This window comes from Massilia sp. UBA6681 (genome assembly GCF_002454935.1).
GTDB classification, from domain to species: domain Bacteria; phylum Pseudomonadota; class Gammaproteobacteria; order Burkholderiales; family Burkholderiaceae_D; genus Telluria; species Telluria varians.
In genome coordinates, this window is sequence record NZ_DKJX01000044.1 from 26,648 (window position 1) to 49,573 (window position 22,926).

Below are 22,926 nucleotides of genomic sequence, written 5' to 3' on the forward strand. Positions count from 1 at the left end.
CAGAACAGGAGACAGTAGTGAACGTATTCAAACCGACCATCCTCGCGCTCAGCGTCCTTGCATCGGCCTCGGCCTTCGCCCAGGTGAACGTAAGCATCGACGCTACCAAACCGGGCCCGGTGATCAACAAGAACGTCTACGGCCAGTTCGCCGAACACCTCGGCACCGGCATCTATGAAGGCCTGTGGGTGGGTCCGGACTCGAAGATCCCGAACACCCGCGGCTGGCGCAATGACGTGGTCGGCGCCCTGAAGGAACTGAAGGTGCCGCTGGTGCGCTGGCCGGGCGGCTGCTTCGCCGACGAATACCACTGGCGCGACGGCATCGGCCCGCGCAACAAGCGCCCGGTGAAGGTCAACACCCACTGGGGCGGCGTGGCCGAGGACAACGCGGTCGGCACCCACGAGTTCTTCGACCTGGTCGACATCCTCGGCACCGAAGCCTACGTCAACGGCAACCTCGGCTCCGGCACCCCGCAGGAGATGGCCGAGTGGCTCGAGTACATGACCTCGGACACCAAGTCGACCCTGGCCGAGCAGCGCCGCAAGAACGGCCGCAAGGAGCCGTTCAAGGTCGCCTTCTTCGGCATCGGCAACGAAGCCTGGGGCTGCGGCGGCAACATGAAGCCGGAATACTACGCGCAGCTGTACAACCACTACGCCACCTTCCTGAAGACGCCGCCGAACGCGCGTCCGAAGATCGTCGCCAGCGGCGGCAACGACAACGACACCAAGTGGACCGACGTGCTGAGCCGCGAAGCCGCGCGCGGCACCGACGGCATCAGCTTCCACTACTACACGCTCCCGACCGGCAACTGGGACAAGAAGGGCGCCGCCATCGGCTTCCCGGAATCGGAATGGTTCTCGACCATGCGCCAGACCATGCGCATGGATAAGCTCATCCGCGACAACCTGGCCGTGCTCGACAAGAACGACCCGCAGAAGAAGATCGGTTTCTACGTCGACGAATGGGGCACCTGGTACGACGTCGAGCCGGGCACCAATCCGGGCTTCCTGTTCCAGCGTAACACCCTGCGCGACGCGGTCGTGGCGGCGCTGAACTTCAACATCTTCCATGCGCATGCCGAGCGTGTCCGCATGACGAACATCGCGCAGATGGTCAACGTGCTGCAGGCGATGATCATCACCGACAAGGAGAAGATGCTCCTGACCCCGACCTACCACGCCTACAAGATGTACATACCGTTCCAGGACGCGACCTCGCTGCCGACGGCCGTCAACAACGACGTGGCCTACTCGAGCGACAACCAGAGCATCCCGGGCATCAGCGCATCGAGCGCGCGCGGCAAGGACGGCAAGGTGTACGTGGCCCTGGTGAACACCAATCCGCACCAGGCCAGCGACGTGAACATCGACCTGAAGGGCCAGGCTGCGACCGGCGCCACGGGGCAGGTGCTGACCGCCGAGGCGATGGATGCGCATAACACCTTCGACAAGCCGCAGGCCATCAAGCCGGCGCCGTACAGTGCCAAGGCGGTGGGTGGCAAGCTGACGCTGAAGGTGCCGGCCAAGTCGGTGGTGGTCGTGTCCGTAGACGCCTAAGGCTTTCCGTAGGGGTGATCTGGTCCGGTGGACCAGATCACGCTCCGCCGTCCACGCTACGGATCGCGACAATTCAGGAGTTTGCAATGTCTTTACTCTCACGCCTCAGCGCGGGCGTGTTGGCGCTCGCCACCACGCTCCCTGCCTCCGCCGCCCAGCTCGAAGTCCACGACCCGGTGATGGCGAAAGAGGGCAGCAAGTACTACCTCTTCAGCACCGGCCCCGGCATCACCCTCTACAGCTCGACCGACATGAAGTCCTGGAAGCCGGAAGGGCGCGTCTTTGCCGGCCAGCCCACCTGGGCCAGGACGGCGGCGCCGACCTTCAACGACCACATCTGGGCGCCGGACATCTACCACCACAAGGGCAAGTACTACCTGTATTACTCGGTTTCCGGCTTCGGCAAGAACACCTCCGGCATCGGCGTGACCACCAACACCACGCTCGACCCGCGCTCCCCGCACTACAAGTGGGAAGACCAGGGCATGGTCCTGCAGTCGGTGCCGGGTCGCGACCTGTGGAACGCCATCGACTCGCACGTGATCGACGACGAGAACGGCACGCCCTGGATGTCCTTCGGCTCCTTCTGGACCGGCCTGAAGCTCGTCAAGCTCGACCCCAGCCGCATTAGGCTGGCCGAGCCGCAGGAATGGCACACCATCGCCCGCCGCGACCGTCCGGCCTACGTGCCGGATGAGGAAGCCGGTCCGGCCCAGATCGAGGCGCCCTTCATCTTCCGGAAGAATGGCTGGTACTACCTGTTCGCTTCCTGGGACCTGTGCTGCAAGGGCAAGGACAGCACCTACAAGGTGGTGGTCGGCCGCGCCAAGACGATCACCGGCCCCTACCTCGACCGCCAGGGCCTGGACATGGCCAAGGGCGGCGGTACGCTCGTCATCCAGGGCGACCGCGATTGGAAGGGGCTGGGCCACAACAGCGCCTACACCTTCGACGGCAAGGATGTCATGGTGCTGCACGCCTATGAAAGCGCCGACCGCTACAAGCAGAAGCTGAAAGTGCTGGAGATGAAGTGGGACGGCGACGGCTGGCCGCTGGTCGACCAGTCTGAACTCAACCGTTACCAGAGCGTCCGCCTGCCATGAAGCTTCGCATCGCCGCAATTGCCTTGTTCGTGTCATCCGCCTGGACCCAGGCGGCCGAGCTGTTCCCGCTGGCCGACGTGCGCCTGAAGCCCGGCCCCTTCCTCGACGCCCAGACCACCGACCTGAACTACATGATGGCGATGGAGCCGGACCGCCTGCTGGCCCCGTTCCTGCGCGAGGCCGGCCTGGCGCCGCGCCAGCCGAGCTACGGCAACTGGGAATCGACGGGGCTGGACGGCCACATGGGCGGCCACTACCTGTCGGCCCTGGCGCTGATGTACGCGGCCACGGGCGACGCCGAGGTGCTGCGCCGCCTGAACTACTTCGTGGCGGAACTCAAGCGCGCGCAGGAAGCGAACGGAGACGGCTACCTGGGCGGCATTCCCGGTGGGCGCCAGGCCTGGCGCGACATCGCGGCAGGCAAGCTGGACGCCAGTAACTTCTCGGTCAACGGCAAGTGGGTCCCCTGGTACAACCTGCACAAGGTCTACGCGGGCCTGCGCGACGCCCACCGCTACGCCGGCAACGTGGACGCCCGCGCGATGCTGATTGCGCTGTCCGACTGGGCGCTGCGCCTGAGCGCGCAGTTGAGCGAGGAGCAGATGCAGCAGATGCTGCGCGCCGAGCATGGCGGCATGAACGAGATTCTCGCCGACGTGGCGCAGATGACGGGCGACGATAAATACCTCCAGCTGGCGCTGCGCTTCTCGCACCAGGCGGTGTTGCAGCCGCTGGCGCAAGGAGAGGACAAGCTGACCGGCTTGCATGCCAACACCCAGATTCCGAAAGTAATCGGCTTCAAGCGCATCGCCGACATGACGGGGCGCCAGGACCTCGATAAGGCCGCGGAGTTCTTCTGGCAGACGGTGGTCGAGCGCCGTTCGGTGGCGATCGGCGGCAACAGCGTCAAGGAGCACTTCCACGACACCGGGGACTTCGGTTCCATGATCGGCGAGGTCGAGGGGCCGGAAACCTGCAATACCTACAATATGCTCAAGCTGACCGGCATGCTGTTCCAGTCGGAGCAGAAGGGCAGCTACGGCGACTATTACGAGCGCGCGCTGTACAACCACATCCTGTCCTCGCAGCGCCCGGGCGGCGGCTTCGTCTACTTCACGCCGATGCGGCCGAACCACTACCGGGTGTATTCGCAGGTCGACAAGGGCATGTGGTGCTGCGTCGGTTCGGGCATCGAGAGCCACGCCAAGTACGGCGAATTCATCTACGCGCACGAGGGCGATGCGCTGTTTGTGAACCTGTTTATCCCTTCGACCCTGCACTGGCGCGAGAAGGGCGTGCGCATCACCCAGTCGACGCGCTTCCCGGATGAGGGCAGCACGCGCCTGACGGTGGACGAACCGGGCAGCTTCACCATGAAGATCCGCTATCCGGGCTGGGTCGCGGCCGGCAAGCTGGTGGTGAAGGTGAACGGCAGTGCGGTGAAGTTTGACGCGGCGCCAGGCGGCTACGTAAGCCTGGAGCGCGCGTGGAAGAAGGGCGACCGGGTCGAGGTGCAACTGCCGATGAGCACGCGCCTGGAGCAGATGCCGGACCAGTCCAACTACTACGCCGTGCTGCACGGCCCCATCGTGCTGGCCGCGAAGACCCGCATGTTCGGTGACGAGCAATTGAACTACCTGGCCGACGAGTCGCGCATGGGCCACATCGCGGGCGGGCCGGTGTGTCCACTGGAGGCGGCGCCGATGCTGGTGAGCGACTCGCTGGACTTCCTGCGCCGCTTCAAGCCGGTGAAGGGTAAGCCGCTGACCTTCACGGCGCCGGGGCTGGTGCAGGGCGCCGCGGGCAGCGCGACCGAGTTCATTCCCTTCTTCCGCCTGCACGAGTCGCGCTACACGATGTATTGGCAGCATGCGACGCCGGCCAATTTCGAGCGCATGCGGGCCGAGAATGCCGCCCGCGAAGCGGACCGGCTGGCGCTGGACGCCCGTACCATCGATCAGGTGGCGCCGGGCGAGCAGCAACCGGAATCCGACCACTTCTTCAAGGGCGAGGGTATCGATGCGGGCGTGAACGGCGGACGCCACTGGCGCCATGCGAAGAAATGGTTCAGCTATGAGCTGAAGGATCCGAAAGGGGAGGCCAAACTGTTGAGGCTCACCTTTGCCAGGGCCGATGCGGGACGACGCTTCGATATCGAGGTCAATGGGGTGATGCTGGCCGAAGTGACGCTTGCCAAGGATGCCGCCCAGGAGTTCTACACCGTCGACTACGCGCTGCCGCCGGCCATCCTGCAGGCCAGGCCGAACGCGTTGTCGGTGCGCTTCGTGGCCAGGCCGGGATCGATCGCGGGCGGGCTGTACGGGCTGCGCCTGCTGCGCTAGCGGGGCTTCAGGCGCGCATCGCCAGCGTCGTCTTGCAGCGCGGGTAGTAGATGCAGCCCCAGAATGCGCCGCGCTTGCTGTCGCGCGCGACCATCTTGGTGCCGCAGGAGGCGCAGGTCGGTGTGCGGTAGTCGCCTTCGAAGGCGGCATCGAGCAGCGCCTTCTGCTTGTCGAGCGGGAGGGCGAGGATTTTCTTGACGAACGCTTCGCCGTCGAGCAGCTGGATCGGGTTTGCTGCGCCGAACTGCAGCGCGTCGGCTGTATAGCTCCCGGTGGTGACGAAGATGCCTCTCCCGACGCCTTCGTGCACCATCACGCCGAGCAGCTCGCGTACTTCCTTGACCCCGACCGGATGGCTGTTCCAGGCCTTGCACTGGACGATCGCCAGGGGTTTCGCCGGATCCACCTTGAACAGCTTGACGTCGATGCCGCCGTCCGGCCCCGCGGCCAGGGTCGCCGTGGTAAAGCCGACAGCTTCATAGTAGCTGGCGCAGAGCAGCTCGAAGCGCTTCCATTCCAGCATGCGCAGTGCCTCGCTCGACCACGCCGTCGCTGCGGCGGGCAGGCGCGCAGGGTCCGGCTTCGCGGCTGGCGCCGCATCCGGTACGGCGCGCATGCGCGCACGCTGCCGGCTGGACCCGGATCGATGGTCCGAGCCTCGAAACCCGGTACGCAGCGCTGCCAGCACTGCCATGAAAGCCAGTGCGACAAAGACGATCCAGGACAGCGCGTCGAGATCCGGTTTCAGTGCCGACAGCGGCCCGCGCTCGGGCAGAAAACCCGGCAGCACCCAGCGGATACCGACAAACGCGCTGACTGCCAGCACGGCACTGAACTGCCAAGGCAGAGCGACCAGATCGTTGACCAAACCCTTATTGCTGCGGCGACCCATATTCCATTCCATGTTGTCTTGTGGAAATAATAGTAGTCGAGTATGCAGCAGTTGTCCCTGTCGAATCAGTCCAAACCCCGTTTTGATGCATCGTGCATGCAAGGAAGGGAAGGCCCCAGGGTAGTGATATCGAATCCGGTATCTACTCAAGCACAAATATGATTGGATCAGCATCACACTTTGTCTTACGATTGCGAAACAACAATACCGGAGACTAGGTAATGACCCTCACCCGCAGAACCCTCCTGGGTAGCGCCGCCGCCTGTGCGATCGCCGCCGCGATGCCGGCCTACGCCGCCAAACCCCTCACCATCGGCTTCTCCCAGGTCGGCGCCGAAAGCGAATGGCGCACCGCCAACACCGCCTCGATCAAGAGCGCCGCCAAGGCGGCCGGCGTCAACCTGAAATTCGCCGACGCCCAGCAGCGCCAGGAAAACCAGGTCAAGGCGATCCGCTCCTTCATCGCCCAGCGCGTCGACGTGATCGCCTTCTCGCCGGTCGTGGAATCCGGCTGGGACACCGTTCTGCGCGAAGCCAAGGCCGCCAAGATCCCGGTCATCCTCACCGACCGCGCCGTCAAGGTGAGCGATCCCTCGCTGTACGTGAGCTTCATCGGTTCCGACTTCGTGGAAGAGGGCCGCCGCGCCGCGCGCTGGCTGGTCGAGCACCAGAAGAAGAATCCGAACCGCAGCTACAACATCGTCGAGCTGCAGGGCACCGTCGGCTCGGCGCCGGCGATCGACCGCAAGGCCGGCTTCGCGGAAGTGATCAAGGACCATCCGAAGCTGAAGATCATCCGCTCGCAGACCGGCGACTTCACCCGCGCCAAGGGCAAGGAGGTGATGGAAGCCTTCCTGAAGTCCGACCGGAAGAACATCAACGTGCTGTACGCGCACAACGACGACATGGCAATCGGCGCGATCCAGGCCATTGAGGAAGCGGGCCTGAAGCCGGGCAAGGACATCCTGGTGGTGTCGATCGACGGCGTGCGCGGCGCGTTCGAAGCCATGTTGCAGGGTAAGCTCAACGTCACCGTCGAGTGCAACCCGCTGCTCGGGCCGCAGCTGATCCAGACCGCGCAAATGGTCAAGGCGGGCAAGCCGGTACCGAAGCGTATTACCGTGAACGAGGGTGTGTTCCCAGCTGAAGTCGCGGCCAAGGAATTCCCGAACCGTAAATACTGAGGCGGCCATGCTCGCCTCGACCACCGTGGCGCCGGTCCTGGAAGTGACCGGCATCCACAAGCAATTCCCGGGCGTGAAGGCGCTGTCGGACGCGGGCCTGCGCCTGTTCCCCGGCGAAGTCCACACGCTGATGGGCCAGAACGGCGCCGGCAAGTCGACCCTCATCAAGGTCCTCACCGGCGTCTACCAGCCCGAGCGCGGCAGTATCATGCTCGATGGCCGGGAGATCGCACCAAGCTCCACCCAGGACGCCCAGCAGCTCGGCATCAGCACGGTGTACCAGGAGGTGAACCTGTGCCCGAACCTGTCGGTCGCGGAAAACATCTTCATTGGACGCTATCCGCGCCGTTTCGGCATGATCGACTGGCGCGGCATGCGCCGCCAGGCCAGCGAACTGCTGGCGCGCCTGCAGATCGACGTCGACGTTAGTCAACCCTTGTCGAGCTATCCGCTCGCGATCCAGCAGATGGTGGCGATCGCGCGCGCCCTGAACATCTCGAGCAAGGTCCTGATCCTCGATGAACCCACCTCGAGCCTGGACGAGAACGAAGTCCAGCTGCTGTTCTCGGTGCTGCGCGGCTTGCGCGAGCAGGGCATGGCGATCCTGTTCGTCACCCACTTCCTCGACCAGACCTACGCAATCTCCGACCGCATCACCGTGATGCGCAACGGCGAGCGCGAAGGCGAATACTTGTGCAGCGAGCTGTCGCGCCTGGCCCTGGTCAACAAGATGATCGGTGCGCCGGCCGAGGCGCAAGAAGAAAGCGGCAGCGCCTGTGCCGCGGCTGGCGAAGCCACCGAGACCTTCCTGCGCACCAAGGCGCTGGCGCGCAAGGGCGTCCTGAACCCAATCGACCTCGAGATCCGCAAGGGCGAGCTGCTCGGCCTGGCCGGCCTGCTCGGTTCCGGCCGCACCGAGACCGCGCGCCTGCTGTTCGGAGCCGACAAGGCCGACAGAGGCGCCATCGAGATCGATGGCCGCAGCCGCGTGTTCTCCACGCCGCGCGACGCCATCCAACAGGGCATCGGCTTCTGCTCGGAAGACCGCAAGTACGAGGGCGCGATCCTGGCCCTGTCGGTGCGCGAGAACCTGATCCTGGCGCTGCAGGCGCGCCAGGGACTGCTGCGCGCCATCCCGATGCGCCGCCAGCAGGAACTGGCCGCCCACTATGTGAAACAACTGGGGATCAAGACGGCGAGCATCGAAACGCCGATCGGCACGCTCTCCGGCGGCAACCAGCAGAAGGTCCTGCTGGCCCGCTGGCTGGCCACCGAGCCGAAGCTGATGATCCTCGACGAACCGACGCGCGGCATCGACGTGCGCGCCAAGCAGGAAATCATGGATTACGTTACCACCCTGTGCCGCAAGGGCATGTCGATTCTGTTCATCTCGTCCGAGCTGCCCGAGGTGCTGCGCGTGAGCGACCGCATCGTGGTCATGCGCGACCGCAAGGCCTGCGGCGAGTACGGCCGCGGTGAGCTGGACGACAGTTCGGTGCTGCACGTGATCGCCGGGGAGGGCAGCGCATGAACGTCGCCGTCAAGGAAACGGTGCTGGCCCCCGCCACGCCGTCCCGGCCCTCGGTCTTCCAGCATGCGCTGTTCCGCCCCCTGGCTGCGCTGGCCCTGCTGCTCCTGATCGACTTCCTCCTGATTCCGGGCTTCTTCCACCTCGAGATCAAGGACGGCCACCTGTACGGCAGCCTGGTCGACATCGTCAACCGCGCCGCGCCCCTGATGCTGGCCGCGATCGGCATGACCCTGGTTATCGCCACGCGCGGCATCGACATTTCGGTGGGCGCGGTGGTGGCCCTGTCCGGCACCGTCGCCTCGATGCTCATCGGCGGCACCATGGTCATCAACAACGGCGTGCCCGAGTACGTGGCGCAGACGCCGATGGGGCTTGCGCTGCTGGCAGCCATGGGCGCGGCCGTGCTGTGCGGGCTGTGGAACGGCGCCCTGGTGGCGGGCCTGGGCCTGCAGCCGATCGTCGCGACCCTGATCCTGATGGTGGCCGGGCGCGGCCTGGCCCAGCTGCTGACCGACGGCCAGATCGTCACCGTCTACTACCAGCCCTTCTTCTTCCTGGGCAGCGGGTATTTAGCAGGGCTGCCGTTCGCGCTGTTCGTGGTGATTGCGGTGTTTGCCGCCACCAGTCTGCTGCTGCGGCACACGGCGCTGGGCCTGTTCATCCAGGCGGTCGGCATCAATCCGGTGGCGGCGCGCCTGGCCGGCATCCGCACCGCGGCCCTGGTCGTCTTCGTGTACGTGTTCAGCGCGGCCTGCGCCGGCATGGCCGGTCTGATGATCAGCTCCAACGTGAAGAGCGCCGACGCCAACAACGCCGGCCTGATGCTGGAGCTGGACGCGATCCTGGCGGTCACGCTGGGCGGCACCTCGCTCGCCGGCGGCAAGTTCTCGCTGATGGGCAGCATCATCGGGGCGCTGATCATCCAGACGCTCACCTACACCATCTATTCGCTGGGCGTGCCGCCCGAGGTCAACATGGTCGTGAAAGCAAGCGTGGTGTTCCTGGTCTGTATCTCGCAGTCCGACCAGTTCAAGAGCCTGTGGAAGAGGAGGGCGGTATGAAGAAGGTGACAAATGCGCCCTGGTTCACCTCGGCCGCGACCGTGGTCCTGCTGGCGGCCATGCTGCTGGCCGGCGGCCAGGCCTATGACGGCTTCCTGTCGCTGCAGGTGATGCTCAATCTCCTGATCGACAACGCCTTCCTGCTGGTGCTCGCCATCGGCATGGGCGTCGTGATCCTCTCGGGCGGCATCGACCTGTCGGTGGGCGCGGTGCTGGCCCTGAGCACCATGGTGGCGGCCTGGCTGCTGCAGGCGGCGCAGTGGCCGCCGCTGGCGGTGATCGCGCTCGTGCTGCTGGGCGGGGCGTGTTTTGGGGGCGCCATGGGGGCGATCATCCACGTCTTCCGCCTGCAGCCCTTCATCGTCACCCTGGCCGGCATGTTCCTGGCGCGTGGCCTGTGCTACCTGATCAGCATCGAATCGATCACCATCGAGGATCCGCTGTTCGTGGCCATGTCGCAGACCCAGCTGCCCTTCCTGGGCGGCTTCCTGTCGCCGGGCGCCCTGATCGCGCTCGCCATGCTGCTGCTGGCGGTGTGGATGGCGCACTACTCGTCCTTCGGGCGCGCGGTGTACGCCATCGGCGGCAACGAACAGTCGGCCGCGATGATGGGCCTGGCCGTGGGCCGCACCAAGGTAGCGGTGTATGCCTTCAGCGGCTTCTGCGCGGCGCTGGGCGGCCTGCTGTTCTCGTTTTACATGCTGTCCGGGTACGGCCTGCATGCGCAGGGCACCGAGCTGGATGCCATCGCGGCGGTTGTCATCGGCGGCACCCTACTCACCGGCGGCTACGGCTACATCCTCGGCGCGCTGTCGGGCGTGCTGGTGCTCGGCACCATCCAGACCCTGATCGCTTTCGACGGCACCCTCAGCTCCTGGTGGACCAAGATCGTCATCGGCGCGCTGCTGTTCGTGTTCTGCGTGGTCCAACGCCTGATGGGCTTCCGTCAGAAGCAAAGCTAATAAATATAAGCAATATATAAGGAGACGTGATGAATAAGATGTCCGTACTCGTGGCCGGACTGGCCTCTGCATTGGCCGCGCCCCTGGCCGGGGCTTCGAATCCCATCGTGAAGGACATCTTCACGGCCGACCCGGCCGCGCTGGTCGACAACGGCCGCGTCTACCTCTATGTCGGCAAGGACGAGGCGCCGGTCGGCGGCAAGGAATACGTGATGAACGAGTGGCGCGTGTACTCCAGCTGCGACATGAAGAAGTGGACCGATCACGGCTCGCCGCTGCGCTACAGCACCTTCAAATGGGCCGGGCGCGACGCCTGGGCTTCGGACATCGTCAAGCGCGACGGCAAGTACTACTTCTATTCGACCGTGGACCACGCCACCCTCAAGAGCAAGGCGATCGGCGTCGCCGTCTCCGACAGCCCGACCGGGCCCTTCGTGGACGCCCGCGGCACCGCCCTGGTCACCAACGACATGACCAAGGAAACCGATATCCCCTGGGACGACATCGACCCCGCCGTCTTCATCGACGACGATGGCCAGGCCTATCTGTACTGGGGCAACACGGTGATGAAGTACGCCAGGCTCAAGCCCAACATGATCGAGCTCGACGGACCGATCCACACCGTGGGCCTGGACAATTTCGTGGAAGCGGCCTACCTGCACAAGCGCAAGGGCACCTACTACCTCTCGTACTCGCGCAAGTTCCCCGAAGAGACCGTGGTGATGAGCGGCCCGACCGCCACCGGCCCCTGGACCTTCGGCGGCGTGATCATGGAGAAGAACAGCAACGTCAACACAATCCACCAGGCCATCGTCGAGTTCAACGGCAAGTCCTACATCTTCTACCACAACGGCAAGCTGCCGACCGGCGGCGAATTCCGCCGCTCGGTCGCGGTGGAAGAACTGCACTACGGCCCGGACGGCAAGATGCTGCCGGTGGCGCAAACGGCGGAAGGGCCGGCCGCCAACCCCTCGCCCGGCTGCAAGTGATAGCCACCGAGCGGTATTTCCATTGGATCGATATCACAAATGATATGATTTCCTGATGGATACGACGAACCCCAACTGGTTTCTGAAGGCGCGTCTCAAGACGCGCCAGCTGCTGCTCCTGATCGCGCTGGACGACTACCGCAACATCCACCGCGCGGCCGAGGAACTCCACATGACGCAGCCGGCGGCGTCCAAGCAGATCAAGGACCTGGAAGAGATGCTGGAGGTGCGCCTGTTCGAGCGCCTGCCGCGCGGGATGGAACCGACCATCTACGGCGAGACCATGATCCGCCACGCGCGCATGGCGCTCACCAGCCTGGCGCTGGCGCACGACGACCTGGTCGCCCTCAAGGCCGGCCTGTCCGGGCAGGTGGAAGTGGGCGTCATCATGTCGCCGGCGATGGCGCTGCTGCCGCGCGCGATCGCGCGCATCAAGGAACAGGCGCCCTTGCTGCGCATCGGCGTGCACCTCGAGCCCAGCAACGTCCTGCTCGACAAGCTCCAGCGCGGCACGCTCGACTTCATGATCGGCCGCATCCTGGAGAAGGAAGACTCGAGCGGCCTGGTGTACGAGGAGCTGACCGAGGAACCCGCCTGCGCCGTGGTGCGTCCCGGCCACGCGCTGCTCGAGGCCAGGGACCTGCGCCTGGAAGACATCGCCGACCAGCCCTGGATCCTGCCGCCGCCCGGCAGCATCCTGCGCCACCGCTTCGACATGATGTTCCGCCGCGCCGGCCTGCAGCCCCCCGTGAACGTGGTCGACACCACCGCGCTGCTGCTCATCACCACGCTGCTGCAGCAGACCGATTCGCTGCACGTGATGCCGCAGGAAGTGGCGCAGTACTACGCGTCGCTGAACGTGATGCGCATCCTGCCGATCGAGCTGCCCTGCAAAATGGACGCCTTCGGCATCATCCGCCAGCAGGACCACCTGCTGGCGCCGGGCGCGGACCTGCTGCTCAAGCAGGTGAGGCTGGCGGCGTCCGAGATCTACTGACCCGAGGACCCTGAACATGATGAAAGCCCGTCTCAGCTTCGCACTGGCGCTCGCGCTGGCCTTGCCGGCCGCCGCCGCCGAATTCGCCAACCCGCTGGTGCTGCAACGGGCCGATCCGCATGTGACGCTGCACGGCGACGGCTATTACTACTACACGGCCACCGTCCCGGAATACGACCGGATCGAACTGCGCCGCACCCGTTCGCTGGACGAGCTGGGCAAGGCAGAGGCCAAGGTCGTCTGGCGCAAGCATGCCAGCGGCCCGATGAGCCGCCACATCTGGGCGCCCGAGCTGCACCATATCGACGGCAAGTGGTACCTGTACTTCACGGCAGGACGCGAGGACGCCCCTTTCGACATCCGCCTCTACGTGCTCGAGAATGCCGCCGCCAATCCCCTGGAAGGGCAGTGGATCGAACGAGGGCAGCTCAAGACCGGCTGGGAATCCTTTGCCCTCGATGCGACCACCTTCGTGGTCAAAGGCCAGCGCTACCTGGCCTGGACCCAGAAGCCGCCCACGGCGGACCGGCACATGACCGCCGTGTACCTCGCGAAGATGAACACGCCGCTGTCGATCCAGGGTCCGGCGACGCTCTTGACCACGCCCGACTATGCGTGGGAGAAGATGACCCATCACGTCAACGAGGCCCCGGCCGTGCTGGTGAAGAACGGCCGCGTCTTCATGACCTATTCCGCCAGCGCCACCGACGCCAGCTACAGCCTGGGCCTCTTGACGGCCGCGGAATCCGCCAATCTGCTCGATCGGGCCGCCTGGACCAAGTCGCCGCTGCCGGTGTTCCGGAGCAGTGCAGCGACCGGGCAGTACGGCCCGGGACACAATTCCTTCACCACCACGCCGGACGGCAAGCAGGACATCCTGGTCTACCACGCGCGCAACTACGAAAAGATCACGGGCGACTCCCTGTTCGACCCCAATCGCCACACGCGTGCGCAAGCCATCACGTGGCGCCCTGACGGGACTCCCGACTTCGGTGTGCCGGTCGCGGACCGGCGCGCGCCTGCGCAAGCGCGCTAAAGGCGCAACAAGCTGCGCGATTGGCAGCCGGGCACAACGCGATTCTCCTAGTGCAGTATGCTATGCGTTTTACGCATACCTGCCTTCCGGCACATCAAGAAAGAGGAACCCATGAGCACTGAGAGCAGCCTCGGCGCAAACGTCGACAGCCAACTGCGCACCGACGCGCTGGAATACCACCGCAACCCCGTGCGCGGCAAGATCGAGGTGGTGGCCACCAAGCCGCTGTCGAACCAGCGCGACCTGTCGCTGGCCTATTCGCCCGGCGTGGCCTATGCCTGCGAAGAGATCGCCGCCGACCCGAGCACCGCCGCCGACTACACCTCGCGCGCCAACCTGGTGGCCGTGATCAGCAACGGCACCGCGGTCCTCGGCCTGGGTAACATCGGCCCGCTGGCGTCCAAACCGGTCATGGAGGGCAAGGGCTGCCTGTTCAAGAAGTTCGCCGGTGTCGACGTGTTCGACCTGGAGCTGGCGGAGAACGATCCGGACAAGCTGGTCGACGCCATCGCCATGCTCGAGCCGACCGTGGGCGGCATCAACCTCGAGGACATCAAGGCGCCCGAGTGCTTCTACATCGAGAAGAAGCTGCGCGAACGCATGAACATCCCGGTCTTCCATGACGACCAGCACGGCACCGCGATCATCTCGAGCGCAGCCCTGCTCAATGCCCTGAAGGTGGTGGGCAAGGACATCGGCAGCGTCAAGCTGGTGGCCTCCGGCGCCGGCGCGGCGGCGATCGCCTGCCTCGACATGATGGTGAGCCTGGGCGTGAAGCAGGAGAACATCTTCGTTACCGACTCGAAGGGCGTGATCTGGCAGGGGCGCGAAGCCAACATGGAAGCCAACAAGGCGCGCTATGCGCAGGACACCGACGCGCGTAGCCTTGCCGACATCGTCAAGGACGCCGACGTGTTCCTGGGCTGCTCGACCGCCGGCGTCTTGACTGCCGAGATGGTCAAGACCATGGCGGACAAGCCGGTGATCCTGGCCCTCGCGAATCCGGAACCGGAAATCCGTCCGGAAGTGGCCAAGGCCGCGCGTCCCGACTGCATCATCGCCACCGGCCGTTCGGACTACCCGAACCAGGTCAACAACGTCCTCTGTTTTCCCTACATCTTCCGCGGCGCGCTGGACTGCGGCGCCACCCGCATCACCGACGAGATGAAGCTGGCCTGCGTGGGCGCGATGGCCCAGCTGGCCGAGGCCGAAGCCAACGACACCGTCGCCGAAGCCTACGCCGGCCAGGACCTGAGCTTCGGTCCCGACTACATCATCCCGAAGCCTTTCGATCCGCGCCTGATGGCCGCCATTGCCCCAGCAGTGGCCGCAGCCGCCGCGGCTTCCGGCGTTGCCGCGCGCCCGATCGCCGACATGGACGCCTACCGCGCGCGCCTGGGCGAGATGATCTACCACACCGGTTTCTTCATGAAGCCGGTGTTCGCCAAGGCCAAGGCCAGCCCGCGCCGTGTGGCCTATGCCGAAGGCACCGACCAGCGCGTGCTGCGCGCGGTGCAGACCGTGGTCGACGAAGGCCTGGCCAAGCCGGTGCTGATCGGCACGGCGCAAGCGGTGGAGCAGGCGGTCAAGCAGTCCGGCCTGCGCCTGACGCGCGGCGTCGATTACGAGCTGGCCGAACCCGATGGCAGCGGCAACCCCACCCTGCAGGGCACGCGCCTGCTGCAGTCGGGCCAGGTCGATGCGCTCATCTGCGGCATGGCGGGCAGCTACGACAGCCACCTGGCGCATGTGCGCGAGGTGATCGGCACCGCGCCCGGCACGGGAGTGCTGGCCGCGATGAACGCCCTGGTGCTGGACAAGATGACCCTGTTCATCACCGACACCTACGTCAACGACAGCCCGTCGGCGCAGGAACTGGCGGACATCACGCGCCTGGCCGCCACCGAACTGCGCCACTTCGGTCTGGAGCCCAAGGCGGCGCTGCTGTCGCACTCGATCTTCGGTTCCTCGGAGCGTCCCTCGGCGCGCAAGATGCGCGAAGCGCGCGAACTGCTGGCGACCAGCGCGCCGGACCTGGCGCTGATCGGCGAGGTGCATGGCGACGCCGCGCTGTCCGAAGAGATCCGGCGCCTGTACCAGCCGGCAGGCGAGGGCGCCGCTGGCTTTGCGGGCAGTGCCAACCTCCTGGTGATGCCCTCGCTGGACGCCGCCAACATCCTGTTCAACGTCCTGAAGGTCGCGGCCGGCAAGGGCGTCACCGTCGGCCCGATCCTGCTGGGCGCGGCCAAGCCTGTCCACATCCTGAGCCCGAGCGCGACCGTGCGCCGGGTCGTCAACATGACCGCGCTCGCGGTGGCAGCGGTGCGTTAAACCCTGCAATCCACGCGCCGGGTTCTCCGGTGCGTGTTCTCCAGCTTCTTTTCGTTGCTCGTAACCATTTTGTAACCTATACTGGTTGCGCTAACATTACGTGCACGAAAGGAACTCGGATGCGTTTCGGTCTCGCAGCGTGGGCGGCCCTTGGGCTGTCCTGCGCAATCACCGCCGCGGCAGGCGAATACAGGAACCCGGTCATCCCGGGATTCAACCCCGACCCCAGCATCTGCCGGGATGGCGAGGATTACTACGTCGCCACCAGCACCTTCGAGTACTTCCCCGGGGTGCCGATCTACCACAGCAAGGACCTGGTCAACTGGCGCTTAGTTGGTCACGCGCTCGACCGCCCGAGCCAGCTTCCGCTCGCGGGCCAGAAAAGCTCCATGGGCATCTTCGCCCCGACCCTGCGCTGCGGGAACGGCCACTTCTACATGATCACCACCAACGTGGCAGGCGGCGGCAACTTCATCGTTCACGCCACCAAACCGGCCGGCCCCTGGTCCGAGCCGGTCTGGATCAAGGACGTGCAGGGGATCGATCCCTCGCTGTTCTTCGACGATGACGGCAAGGTCTACCTCACCTACCAGGACGGCGGCGAACGTGGCGGCATCGGCCAGGTCGAGATCGACGTCGCCACCGGCCAGCTGAAGGGCAAGCCGCGCCGCATCTGGAACGGTACCGGGGGCGTCTGGCCCGAAGGGCCGCACCTGTACAAGATCAACGGCTGGTACTACCTGCTGCATGCCGAAGGCGGCACCTCGTATGGCCACGTGGTCATCCTGGCGCGCTCGCGCTCGCCCTGGGGACCGTTCGAAGGCGCGCCGGATAATCCGATCCTGACCCACCGCGACCGCCCGGACCTGCTGCTGCAGGCGCTAGGCCACGCCGACCTGGTGCAGACGCCGGAGGGCAAATGGTTCATGGTGCTGCTGGGTGTGCGGCACCTAGCGCACAAGCACCACCTGGGCCGCGAGACGCTGCTGGCGCCGGTCGAATGGACCCAGGACGGCTGGCTCAAGATCAATGGCGGCGCACCGCTGCTCGAGAAGGCGGAGGCGGCGGGATTGCCGGCGCCGCATCCGTGGCCGGCGCCCGCGGCGCGCGAGGATTTCGGCGCGCGCAAGCTGGGCGGCGAGTGGATCTTCCTGCGCGGGCCGGCCCAGGACCTGTGGTCGCTGTCCGAGCGGCCAGGCTTCCTGCGCCTAAAGGGCAGCAAGCTGTCGCTGGCGGACATCGGCACCCCGGCTTTCGTGGGCAAGCGCCAGGCGCACCGGGACCTGCGCGCCTCGACGCTGCTCGACTTCACGCCGCGCGCCAAAGGCCAGCAGGCCGGGCTGGCGCTGCGCATGAACGAGGACAACCACTACCAGCTGCTCGTCGCCGGAACCGGCAAGGGGCGCGTGATCCGGCTGGTCACAAGGGTGAAAGGCGTGAGCACCGTGCTGCGCGAAGCGCCCCTCGGCGCGGGCAAGGTGGAACTGAGCGTGCGCGCCAGCCCGGCGCGTTACGTGTTCGGCTACAGCATCGGCGGCCGCGAAGTCGCGGACTTCGGCAGCGCGCCGACTGCGCCGCTCAGTTCCGAGGACGCGGGCGGCTTCACCGGGGTAGTGCTCGGGATGGTGGCGCACAGCGCCGACGGCGCGCCCATGCCGCCGGCCGATTTCGACTGGTTCGATTACCGGCCGGCCGACGGCAAGAAATAATCGTCAAGCCGCCGGCCGACGCGTCGGCGGCAGCAGCACACAACAAGAAATCAATCAGGAGACATCATGCATCGCAAGAACCACGCCGCCGCCGCGGCGCGCACCGCCCTGGTCGCGGCCATTGCCGCAGCATTCCCGCTGTTCACCCCCGGCGCCTTCGCCGCGCCCGAGCCGGCCGAGCCGGCCCAGAAGCCCTGGCTGGATGCTTCCCTGGACGCCGACCAGCGCGCCCGCCTGGCCGTGCAGGCCATGACCCAGCAGGAGAAGCTGCGCTGGGTGTTCGGCTATTTCGGTCACGATTTCGGCAAGAGCAAGAAGCATCCGGAGGCATTGCCGCAGTCGGCCGGCTACATCCCGGGCACGCCGCGCCTGGGTCTGCCGGCATTGTTCGAGACCGACGCTGGTCAGGGCGTGGCCTCGCAGTCCGGCCCCAACGTGCGCGAGCGCACCGCCTTGCCGTCGGGCCTGAGCACCGCCTCGACCTGGGACCCGAAGTTGGCCTACGCCGGCGGCGCGATGATCGGCTCGGAGGCGCGCGCTTCCGGCTTCAACGTCATGCTGGCAGGCGGCGTGAACCTGCAGCGCGAGCCGCGCAACGGCCGCAACTTCGAATACGCGGGCGAGGATCCGCTGCTGGCCGGCACCATGATCGGCCAGGCGATCAAGGGCGTGGAGTCGAACCGGATCATCTCGACGCTCAAGCACTTCGTGCTGAACGACCAGGAAACCGGCCGCAACGAGCTCGATGCGCGCATCGACAAGGCGGCGCTGCGCATGTCCGACCTGCTGGCGATGGAGCTGGCGCTGGAGCAGTCCGACGCGGGCTCGGTGATGTGCGCCTACAACCGCCTCAACGGACCGTACACCTGCGAACATCCATGGCTGCTGACCGAGGTGCTCAAGCGCGACTGGGGTTTCAAGGGGTATGTCATGTCCGACTGGGGCGCCACCCACAGCACCGTGGCCGCCGCCAACAGCGGCCTCGACCAGCAGTCCGGCCAGGAATTCGACAAGTCGCCGTACTTCGGCGGCGCGCTGCAAGAAGCCGTCAAGACCGGGGCCGTGCCGCAAAAGCGCCTGGACGACATGGTCACCCGCATCGTGCGCACCATGTTCGCCAAGGGCGTGGTCGACAACCCGCTCAAGCCGGGCGCCGCGATCGACTTCGCCGCCAACGGCGCGGTGAGCCGCCAGACGGCGGAAGAGGGCATGGTCCTGCTCAAGAACGAAGGCCGCATCCTGCCGCTCGCGAAAACCGTGCGCACGATCGCCGTCATCGGCGGCCATGCGGATGCCGGCGTGCTCTCGGGCGGCGGCTCGTCCCAGGTGTACCCGGTGGGCGGCATCGCGGTCAAGGGCCTGTTGCCGGCCACCTGGCCGGGTCCGGTGGTGTACTACCCGTCCTCGCCGCTGCGCGCGATCCAGGCCCAGGCCCCGAATGCCAAGGTGGTGTTCGACGATGGCCGCGACCCGGCCCGCGCCGCCCGCGTGGCCGCAGGGGCCGACGTCGCCCTGGTCTTCGCCAACCAGTGGATCGGCGAGGCCAACGATGCCCAGACGCTCGCGCTGCCGGACGGCCAGGAAGAGCTGATCGCGTCGGTGGCGGGCGCCAACGGGCGCACCGTGGTGGTGCTGCAGACCGGCGGACCGGTCACCATGCCCTGGCTGGCGCGCGTTCCTGCCGTGCTGGAAGCCTGGTATCCGGGCACCAGCGGCGGCGAGGCGATCGCGAACGTGCTGTTCGGCGCGGTCAACCCATCCGGCCACCTGCCGGCCACCTTCCCGCAATCCGAGCAGCAGCTGCCGCGCCCGAAACTGGATGGCGACCCGAAGAACCCCGAGCTGCAGTTCGCGGTCGACTACCACGAGGGTGCGGCGGTCGGCTACAAGTGGTTCGACCTGAAAGGCCACAAGCCGCTGTTCCCGTTCGGGCACGGCCTGTCCTACACCACGTTCGCGTACTCCGGCCTGTCCGGCCAGGTCAAGGACGGCCGCCTGCACGTGCGCTTCAAGGTCACCAACACCGGCAATGTCGCCGGCAAGGACGTGCCGCAGGTGTACGCGTCGCCGCTCGCGACCAAGTGGGAGGCGCCGAAGCGCCTGGCCGCCTGGAGCAAGGTCGCCCTGCAGCCGGGCGAGACCAAGGAAGTCGAGGTCGCGGTGGAGCCGCGCCTGCTGGCCATGTTCGACGAGAAGTCGCGCACCTGGCGCCGCCCGAAAGGCAAGATCCGCTTGACGCTGGCCGAAGACGCCTCCGCCGCCAACGCCACCAGCGTGACCGTCGACCTGCCTGCCAGCACGCTGGACGCACGCGGCCGCGCACGTTGACACCAGGGGAGACGCATGCGACAACTCATCCTCTCCGCCGCCTTGCTGGCGCAAGCGGCTCCAGGCCTGGCCGCGGAAGCGCCTAGCCTGCAACTGGACAGCCTGTTCCAGGACCACATGGTGCTGCCACGCCAGGGGGCGGTCGTGTCGGGCCGCGCAGGCGCCCGCGAGCACATCACCGTGAGCGGCTTCGGCGGCAGCTGGAAGACCACCGCCGACGCCGCCGGACGCTTTTCTGTCACCTTGCCGAGCCTGCCCGCGGGACGCAGCGATACCCTCGCAGTCGGGAGCAGCAGCGGCCAGCGGGTCACGCTGGGCGACGTCGTCACCGGTGACGTCTTCCTGTGCTCGGGCCAGTCGAACATGCAGCTCACCGTCAACCGCGCCCTGAATGCGGACACGGTGATCGGCACGTCGACGAATCCGGACCTGCGCATGGCGACGGTCGCCGTCGATCCGCAGCCGGCGCCGCTGGCGCGGCTGGCCAAGCCGGTGGCGTGGCAGGCGGCATCGCCGAAGACGGTCGCCGACTGGTCGGCCACCTGTTACTTCTTCGGCAAGGAACTACAGCGCAAGATCAAGCTGCCGGTCGGCCTGGTGCACGCCTCGCTGGGCGGCTCGAACCTGACGGCCTGGCTCTCGCCCGCGGCCTCGCTGCCGGACTATGCGCGCCAGCAGGAGCTGCTGGCGCTGTACGCGAAGGACCCGGCCAAGGCCAGCATCGCCTTTGGCAAGGAGGTCGAAGCCTGGTGGCAGGCTTCCGGTGGCCCGGGGCGGCCCTGGACTTCCTCTGCGGCGGACCTGGCGGCGTGGAAGGCGGCGCCCGATGTCGCCAAGAACTGGGAGAACTGGGGCGTGCCCGAGCTGTCGGGCTACGACGGCAGCATCTGGTACGGGGCGACCGCCCGTTTGACGCCGGCGCAGGCGGCGCAGGCGGCGACGCTCGAACTCGGCCTGATCGACGAGGTCGACACGACCTGGGTGAACGGCCAGCCGGTCGGCTTCACGGCGGGCGCCGGCACGGCGCGCGCCTATCCGCTGGCAGCCGGTACGCTCAAGGCAGGCGACAACACGATCGTGCTGAACGTGCTCGACCTGTGGAGCTACGGCGGCATGTACGGCGAGCAGCCGCGCCAGTTGCGCCTGGCCGACGGTTCGGTGCTGCCCTTGACGGGCTGGCGCTGGCAGATGCCGCCGAGCGCGAACCGCTATCCGCCGCGCGCGCCCTGGGATGCGATGGCTGGGGTCAGCGTGCTCTCCAACGGCATGATCGCGCCGCTGGGCCGCTTCCCGTTCAAGGGGGCGCTCTGGTACCAGGGCGAGAGCAACGTCGGCTCGCCGTACCAGGGCCTGCTGGCGCGCCTGTTCAAGGACTGGCGCGGCCAGTTCGGCAATGGCATGGCTTTCGGCGTGGTCCAGCTGGCGAACTTCGGCGCCCGTCCGACGCAGCCGGTCGAATCGGGCTGGGCGCAGCTGCGTGAGGAGCAGCGCCGCGCGGTGCTGGCCGATGCGAACGCCGTGCTGGCCACGGCGATCGACCTGGGCGACCCGACCGACATCCATCCCGCCAACAAGCAGGGTGTCGGCGAACGGCTGGCGCGCGCGTTTGGAGTCAAGCTGTATGGCCAGCCGGGCAGCGTCAATGGGCCGATGGTGAAGTCGGCCAGCGCGCAGGGAGACGGGGTGGCAGTCGATTTCGATGGGGTCGAAGGGGCGCTGGTCGCTTATGGCGCGGCGGGCCCGATCGGCTTCGAGGTCTGCACCGATACCGGTTGCCGCTGGACTGAAGCCCGTGTCGCGGGTACCCGGTTCGTGCTGCCCGCAGCCGCCGATGCGAAAAAAATCCGCTATTGCTGGGGTGACGCGCCGACCTGTACGCTTTACGACGGCAAGTCCGGCCTGCCGGCGGTGCCTTTCGAGATGGATGTCAAACGCTGAGGAGCCCTCTTGTGGCGAACTGATGAAGTTCGCCATCAACCACCTGATCCCGCAAGAAAATCGGTGCTCAGGGCTTCCGAAACACGATCGCATGCTGGAGCGGCAGCGATGTGATGCTGCGTTCCCATTTCAAGCCATGCGCGGTGGCTTCACGCCGGACCTGCCGCTCGCTCATCTTGTGCAGCGGCTTGATCGCGACCGATGGATCCTCGGCCCGATATTCGACGAAGACGACGCGCCCGCCTGGCTTCAGCGCCTCGACAATGCTGTCGAGGACCTCCGCAGGATAAGCGAGCTCGTGATAGACATCGACCATGATTGCCAGGTCGACGCTGGCCGGGGGCAGTTTGACAGTGGTTTCGCTGCCCAGCACCGAGACCACATTGCGCACGCCGCGCTTTGCCATCTGGCTGTCGAGCATGCGAATCATTTCCGGCTGGACGTCCACTGCATAGACGCGACCGCCGGGTCCGACCTGTTTCGCCAGTTGCCAGGTGTAGTAGCCGGTGCCGGCGCCGATGTCGGCCACCGTCATGCCCGGCGCCAGCGCCAGTTCGCGCAGAAGCAATTCGGGCCGCTCCTCGCGTGCCCGACTTTCGCGCTCCAGCCATTGGGCGCCCTCCCATCCCATCACGCCGGCGATCTCGCGGCCCATGTAGCGCTTGCCGATACCATCCGGGCTCCGGGCGACGCGTTCATAGCGGCTATCGGCGCCCGCTGCCTGTACCGCAGCATCGCTACTGGCGGATGACAGCGGCGTTAGCGCCGACAGGCAAGCCAGCAGGAAGGGGAGCGTACGGTGAGTGTGCAAGCGAATGCGGAGCATGATCGGTTCCCATAATGAACCGCCCCGGCTTTTGTGGAGGCCGGTTAGTGTGAGTCAGGCCGGGACGGCTTGACTGCTCAGTTGCTTGTAATAGTTTGCCTCAGCTTCGGCCGGCGGTATATAGCCGAGCGGTTC

General features: G+C 66.4%; 16 protein-coding genes. 14 read left to right on the forward strand and 2 right to left on the reverse strand.

Annotated elements, in window-relative coordinates:
* The first annotated feature begins 17 nt into the window (after positions 1–17).
* From B2R83_RS06030 to B2R83_RS06040, 3 genes are all read left to right on the forward strand, one after another.
* Positions 18–1,562: an alpha-N-arabinofuranosidase gene (locus B2R83_RS06030; protein ID WP_292039168.1), complete on the forward strand. Its 1,545-nt coding sequence runs from the start codon at positions 18–20 to the stop codon at positions 1,560–1,562.
* An 86-nt stretch (positions 1,563–1,648) separates the two neighbouring features.
* The gene (locus tag B2R83_RS06035; RefSeq protein ID WP_292039171.1) at positions 1,649–2,665 is read left to right on the forward strand and encodes an arabinan endo-1,5-alpha-L-arabinosidase; all 1,017 of its coding nucleotides are present in this window, start codon (positions 1,649–1,651) and stop codon (positions 2,663–2,665) included.
* The gene (locus tag B2R83_RS06040; protein WP_292039173.1) at positions 2,662–5,007 is read left to right on the forward strand and encodes a glycoside hydrolase family 127 protein; all 2,346 of its coding nucleotides are present in this window, start codon (positions 2,662–2,664) and stop codon (positions 5,005–5,007) included. Before B2R83_RS06035 ends, B2R83_RS06040 begins: the two co-directional genes overlap by 4 nt.
* Before the next feature lie 7 nt (positions 5,008–5,014).
* On the opposite strand, the gene B2R83_RS06045 is transcribed toward B2R83_RS06040, so the two are convergent.
* Positions 5,015–5,911, reverse strand: coding sequence for a restriction endonuclease (locus B2R83_RS06045; protein ID WP_292039176.1), 897 nt, complete (start codon positions 5,909–5,911; stop codon positions 5,015–5,017).
* A 209-nt stretch (positions 5,912–6,120) separates the two neighbouring features.
* On the opposite strand from B2R83_RS06045, the gene B2R83_RS06050 reads away from it, so the two are divergent.
* The 11 genes from B2R83_RS06050 to B2R83_RS06100 all read left to right on the forward strand — a co-directional run bounded on the left by B2R83_RS06050 (position 6,121) and on the right by B2R83_RS06100 (position 21,965).
* Positions 6,121–7,083, forward strand: a complete 963-nt coding sequence (locus B2R83_RS06050; protein WP_292039180.1) for an ABC transporter substrate-binding protein — start codon at positions 6,121–6,123, stop codon at positions 7,081–7,083.
* A 7-nt stretch (positions 7,084–7,090) separates the two neighbouring features.
* Entirely contained in the window at positions 7,091–8,614 is a 1,524-nt protein-coding gene (locus B2R83_RS06055; RefSeq protein ID WP_292039183.1) for a sugar ABC transporter ATP-binding protein, read from the forward strand.
* Positions 8,611–9,675, forward strand: coding sequence for an ABC transporter permease (locus tag B2R83_RS06060; RefSeq protein WP_292039184.1), 1,065 nt, complete (start codon positions 8,611–8,613; stop codon positions 9,673–9,675). Before B2R83_RS06055 ends, B2R83_RS06060 begins: the two co-directional genes overlap by 4 nt.
* Positions 9,672–10,637, forward strand: coding sequence for a galactofuranose ABC transporter, permease protein YjfF (gene yjfF, locus B2R83_RS06065; RefSeq protein WP_292039187.1), 966 nt, complete (start codon positions 9,672–9,674; stop codon positions 10,635–10,637). Before B2R83_RS06060 ends, yjfF begins: the two co-directional genes overlap by 4 nt.
* Positions 10,638–10,666: 29 nt before the next feature.
* Entirely contained in the window at positions 10,667–11,626 is a 960-nt protein-coding gene (locus tag B2R83_RS06070; protein ID WP_414674362.1) for a glycoside hydrolase family 43 protein, read from the forward strand.
* Positions 11,627–11,681: 55 nt separating this feature from the next.
* Complete coding sequence (locus B2R83_RS06075; protein WP_036217497.1) at positions 11,682–12,623, forward strand: LysR family transcriptional regulator; 942 nt, start codon at positions 11,682–11,684, stop codon at positions 12,621–12,623.
* A gap of 16 nt (positions 12,624–12,639) precedes the next feature.
* The gene (locus tag B2R83_RS06080; RefSeq protein ID WP_292039197.1) at positions 12,640–13,659 is read left to right on the forward strand and encodes a glycoside hydrolase family 43 protein; all 1,020 of its coding nucleotides are present in this window, start codon (positions 12,640–12,642) and stop codon (positions 13,657–13,659) included.
* Positions 13,660–13,770: 111 nt separating this feature from the next.
* On the forward strand, positions 13,771–15,990 hold the full coding sequence (locus tag B2R83_RS06085; RefSeq protein WP_292039199.1) for an NADP-dependent malic enzyme: 2,220 nt from the start codon (positions 13,771–13,773) through the stop codon (positions 15,988–15,990).
* 119 nt (positions 15,991–16,109) lie between these two features.
* A complete protein-coding gene (locus B2R83_RS06090; protein ID WP_292039202.1) occupies positions 16,110–17,699 on the forward strand; it encodes a glycoside hydrolase family 43 protein in 1,590 nt (529 codons plus the stop codon).
* Between the two features lie 66 nt (positions 17,700–17,765).
* Entirely contained in the window at positions 17,766–20,027 is a 2,262-nt protein-coding gene (locus B2R83_RS06095; protein WP_292039205.1) for a beta-glucosidase family protein, read from the forward strand.
* A 15-nt stretch (positions 20,028–20,042) separates the two neighbouring features.
* Positions 20,043–21,965, forward strand: a complete 1,923-nt coding sequence (locus B2R83_RS06100) for a sialate O-acetylesterase (RefSeq protein ID WP_292039208.1) — start codon at positions 20,043–20,045, stop codon at positions 21,963–21,965.
* Between the two features lie 67 nt (positions 21,966–22,032).
* Here the strand turns inward: B2R83_RS06100 and B2R83_RS06105 are convergent, their stop codons facing one another.
* Complete coding sequence (locus B2R83_RS06105) at positions 22,033–22,791, reverse strand: class I SAM-dependent methyltransferase (protein WP_292039211.1); 759 nt, start codon at positions 22,789–22,791, stop codon at positions 22,033–22,035.
* Between the last annotated feature and the right edge of the window lie 135 nt (positions 22,792–22,926).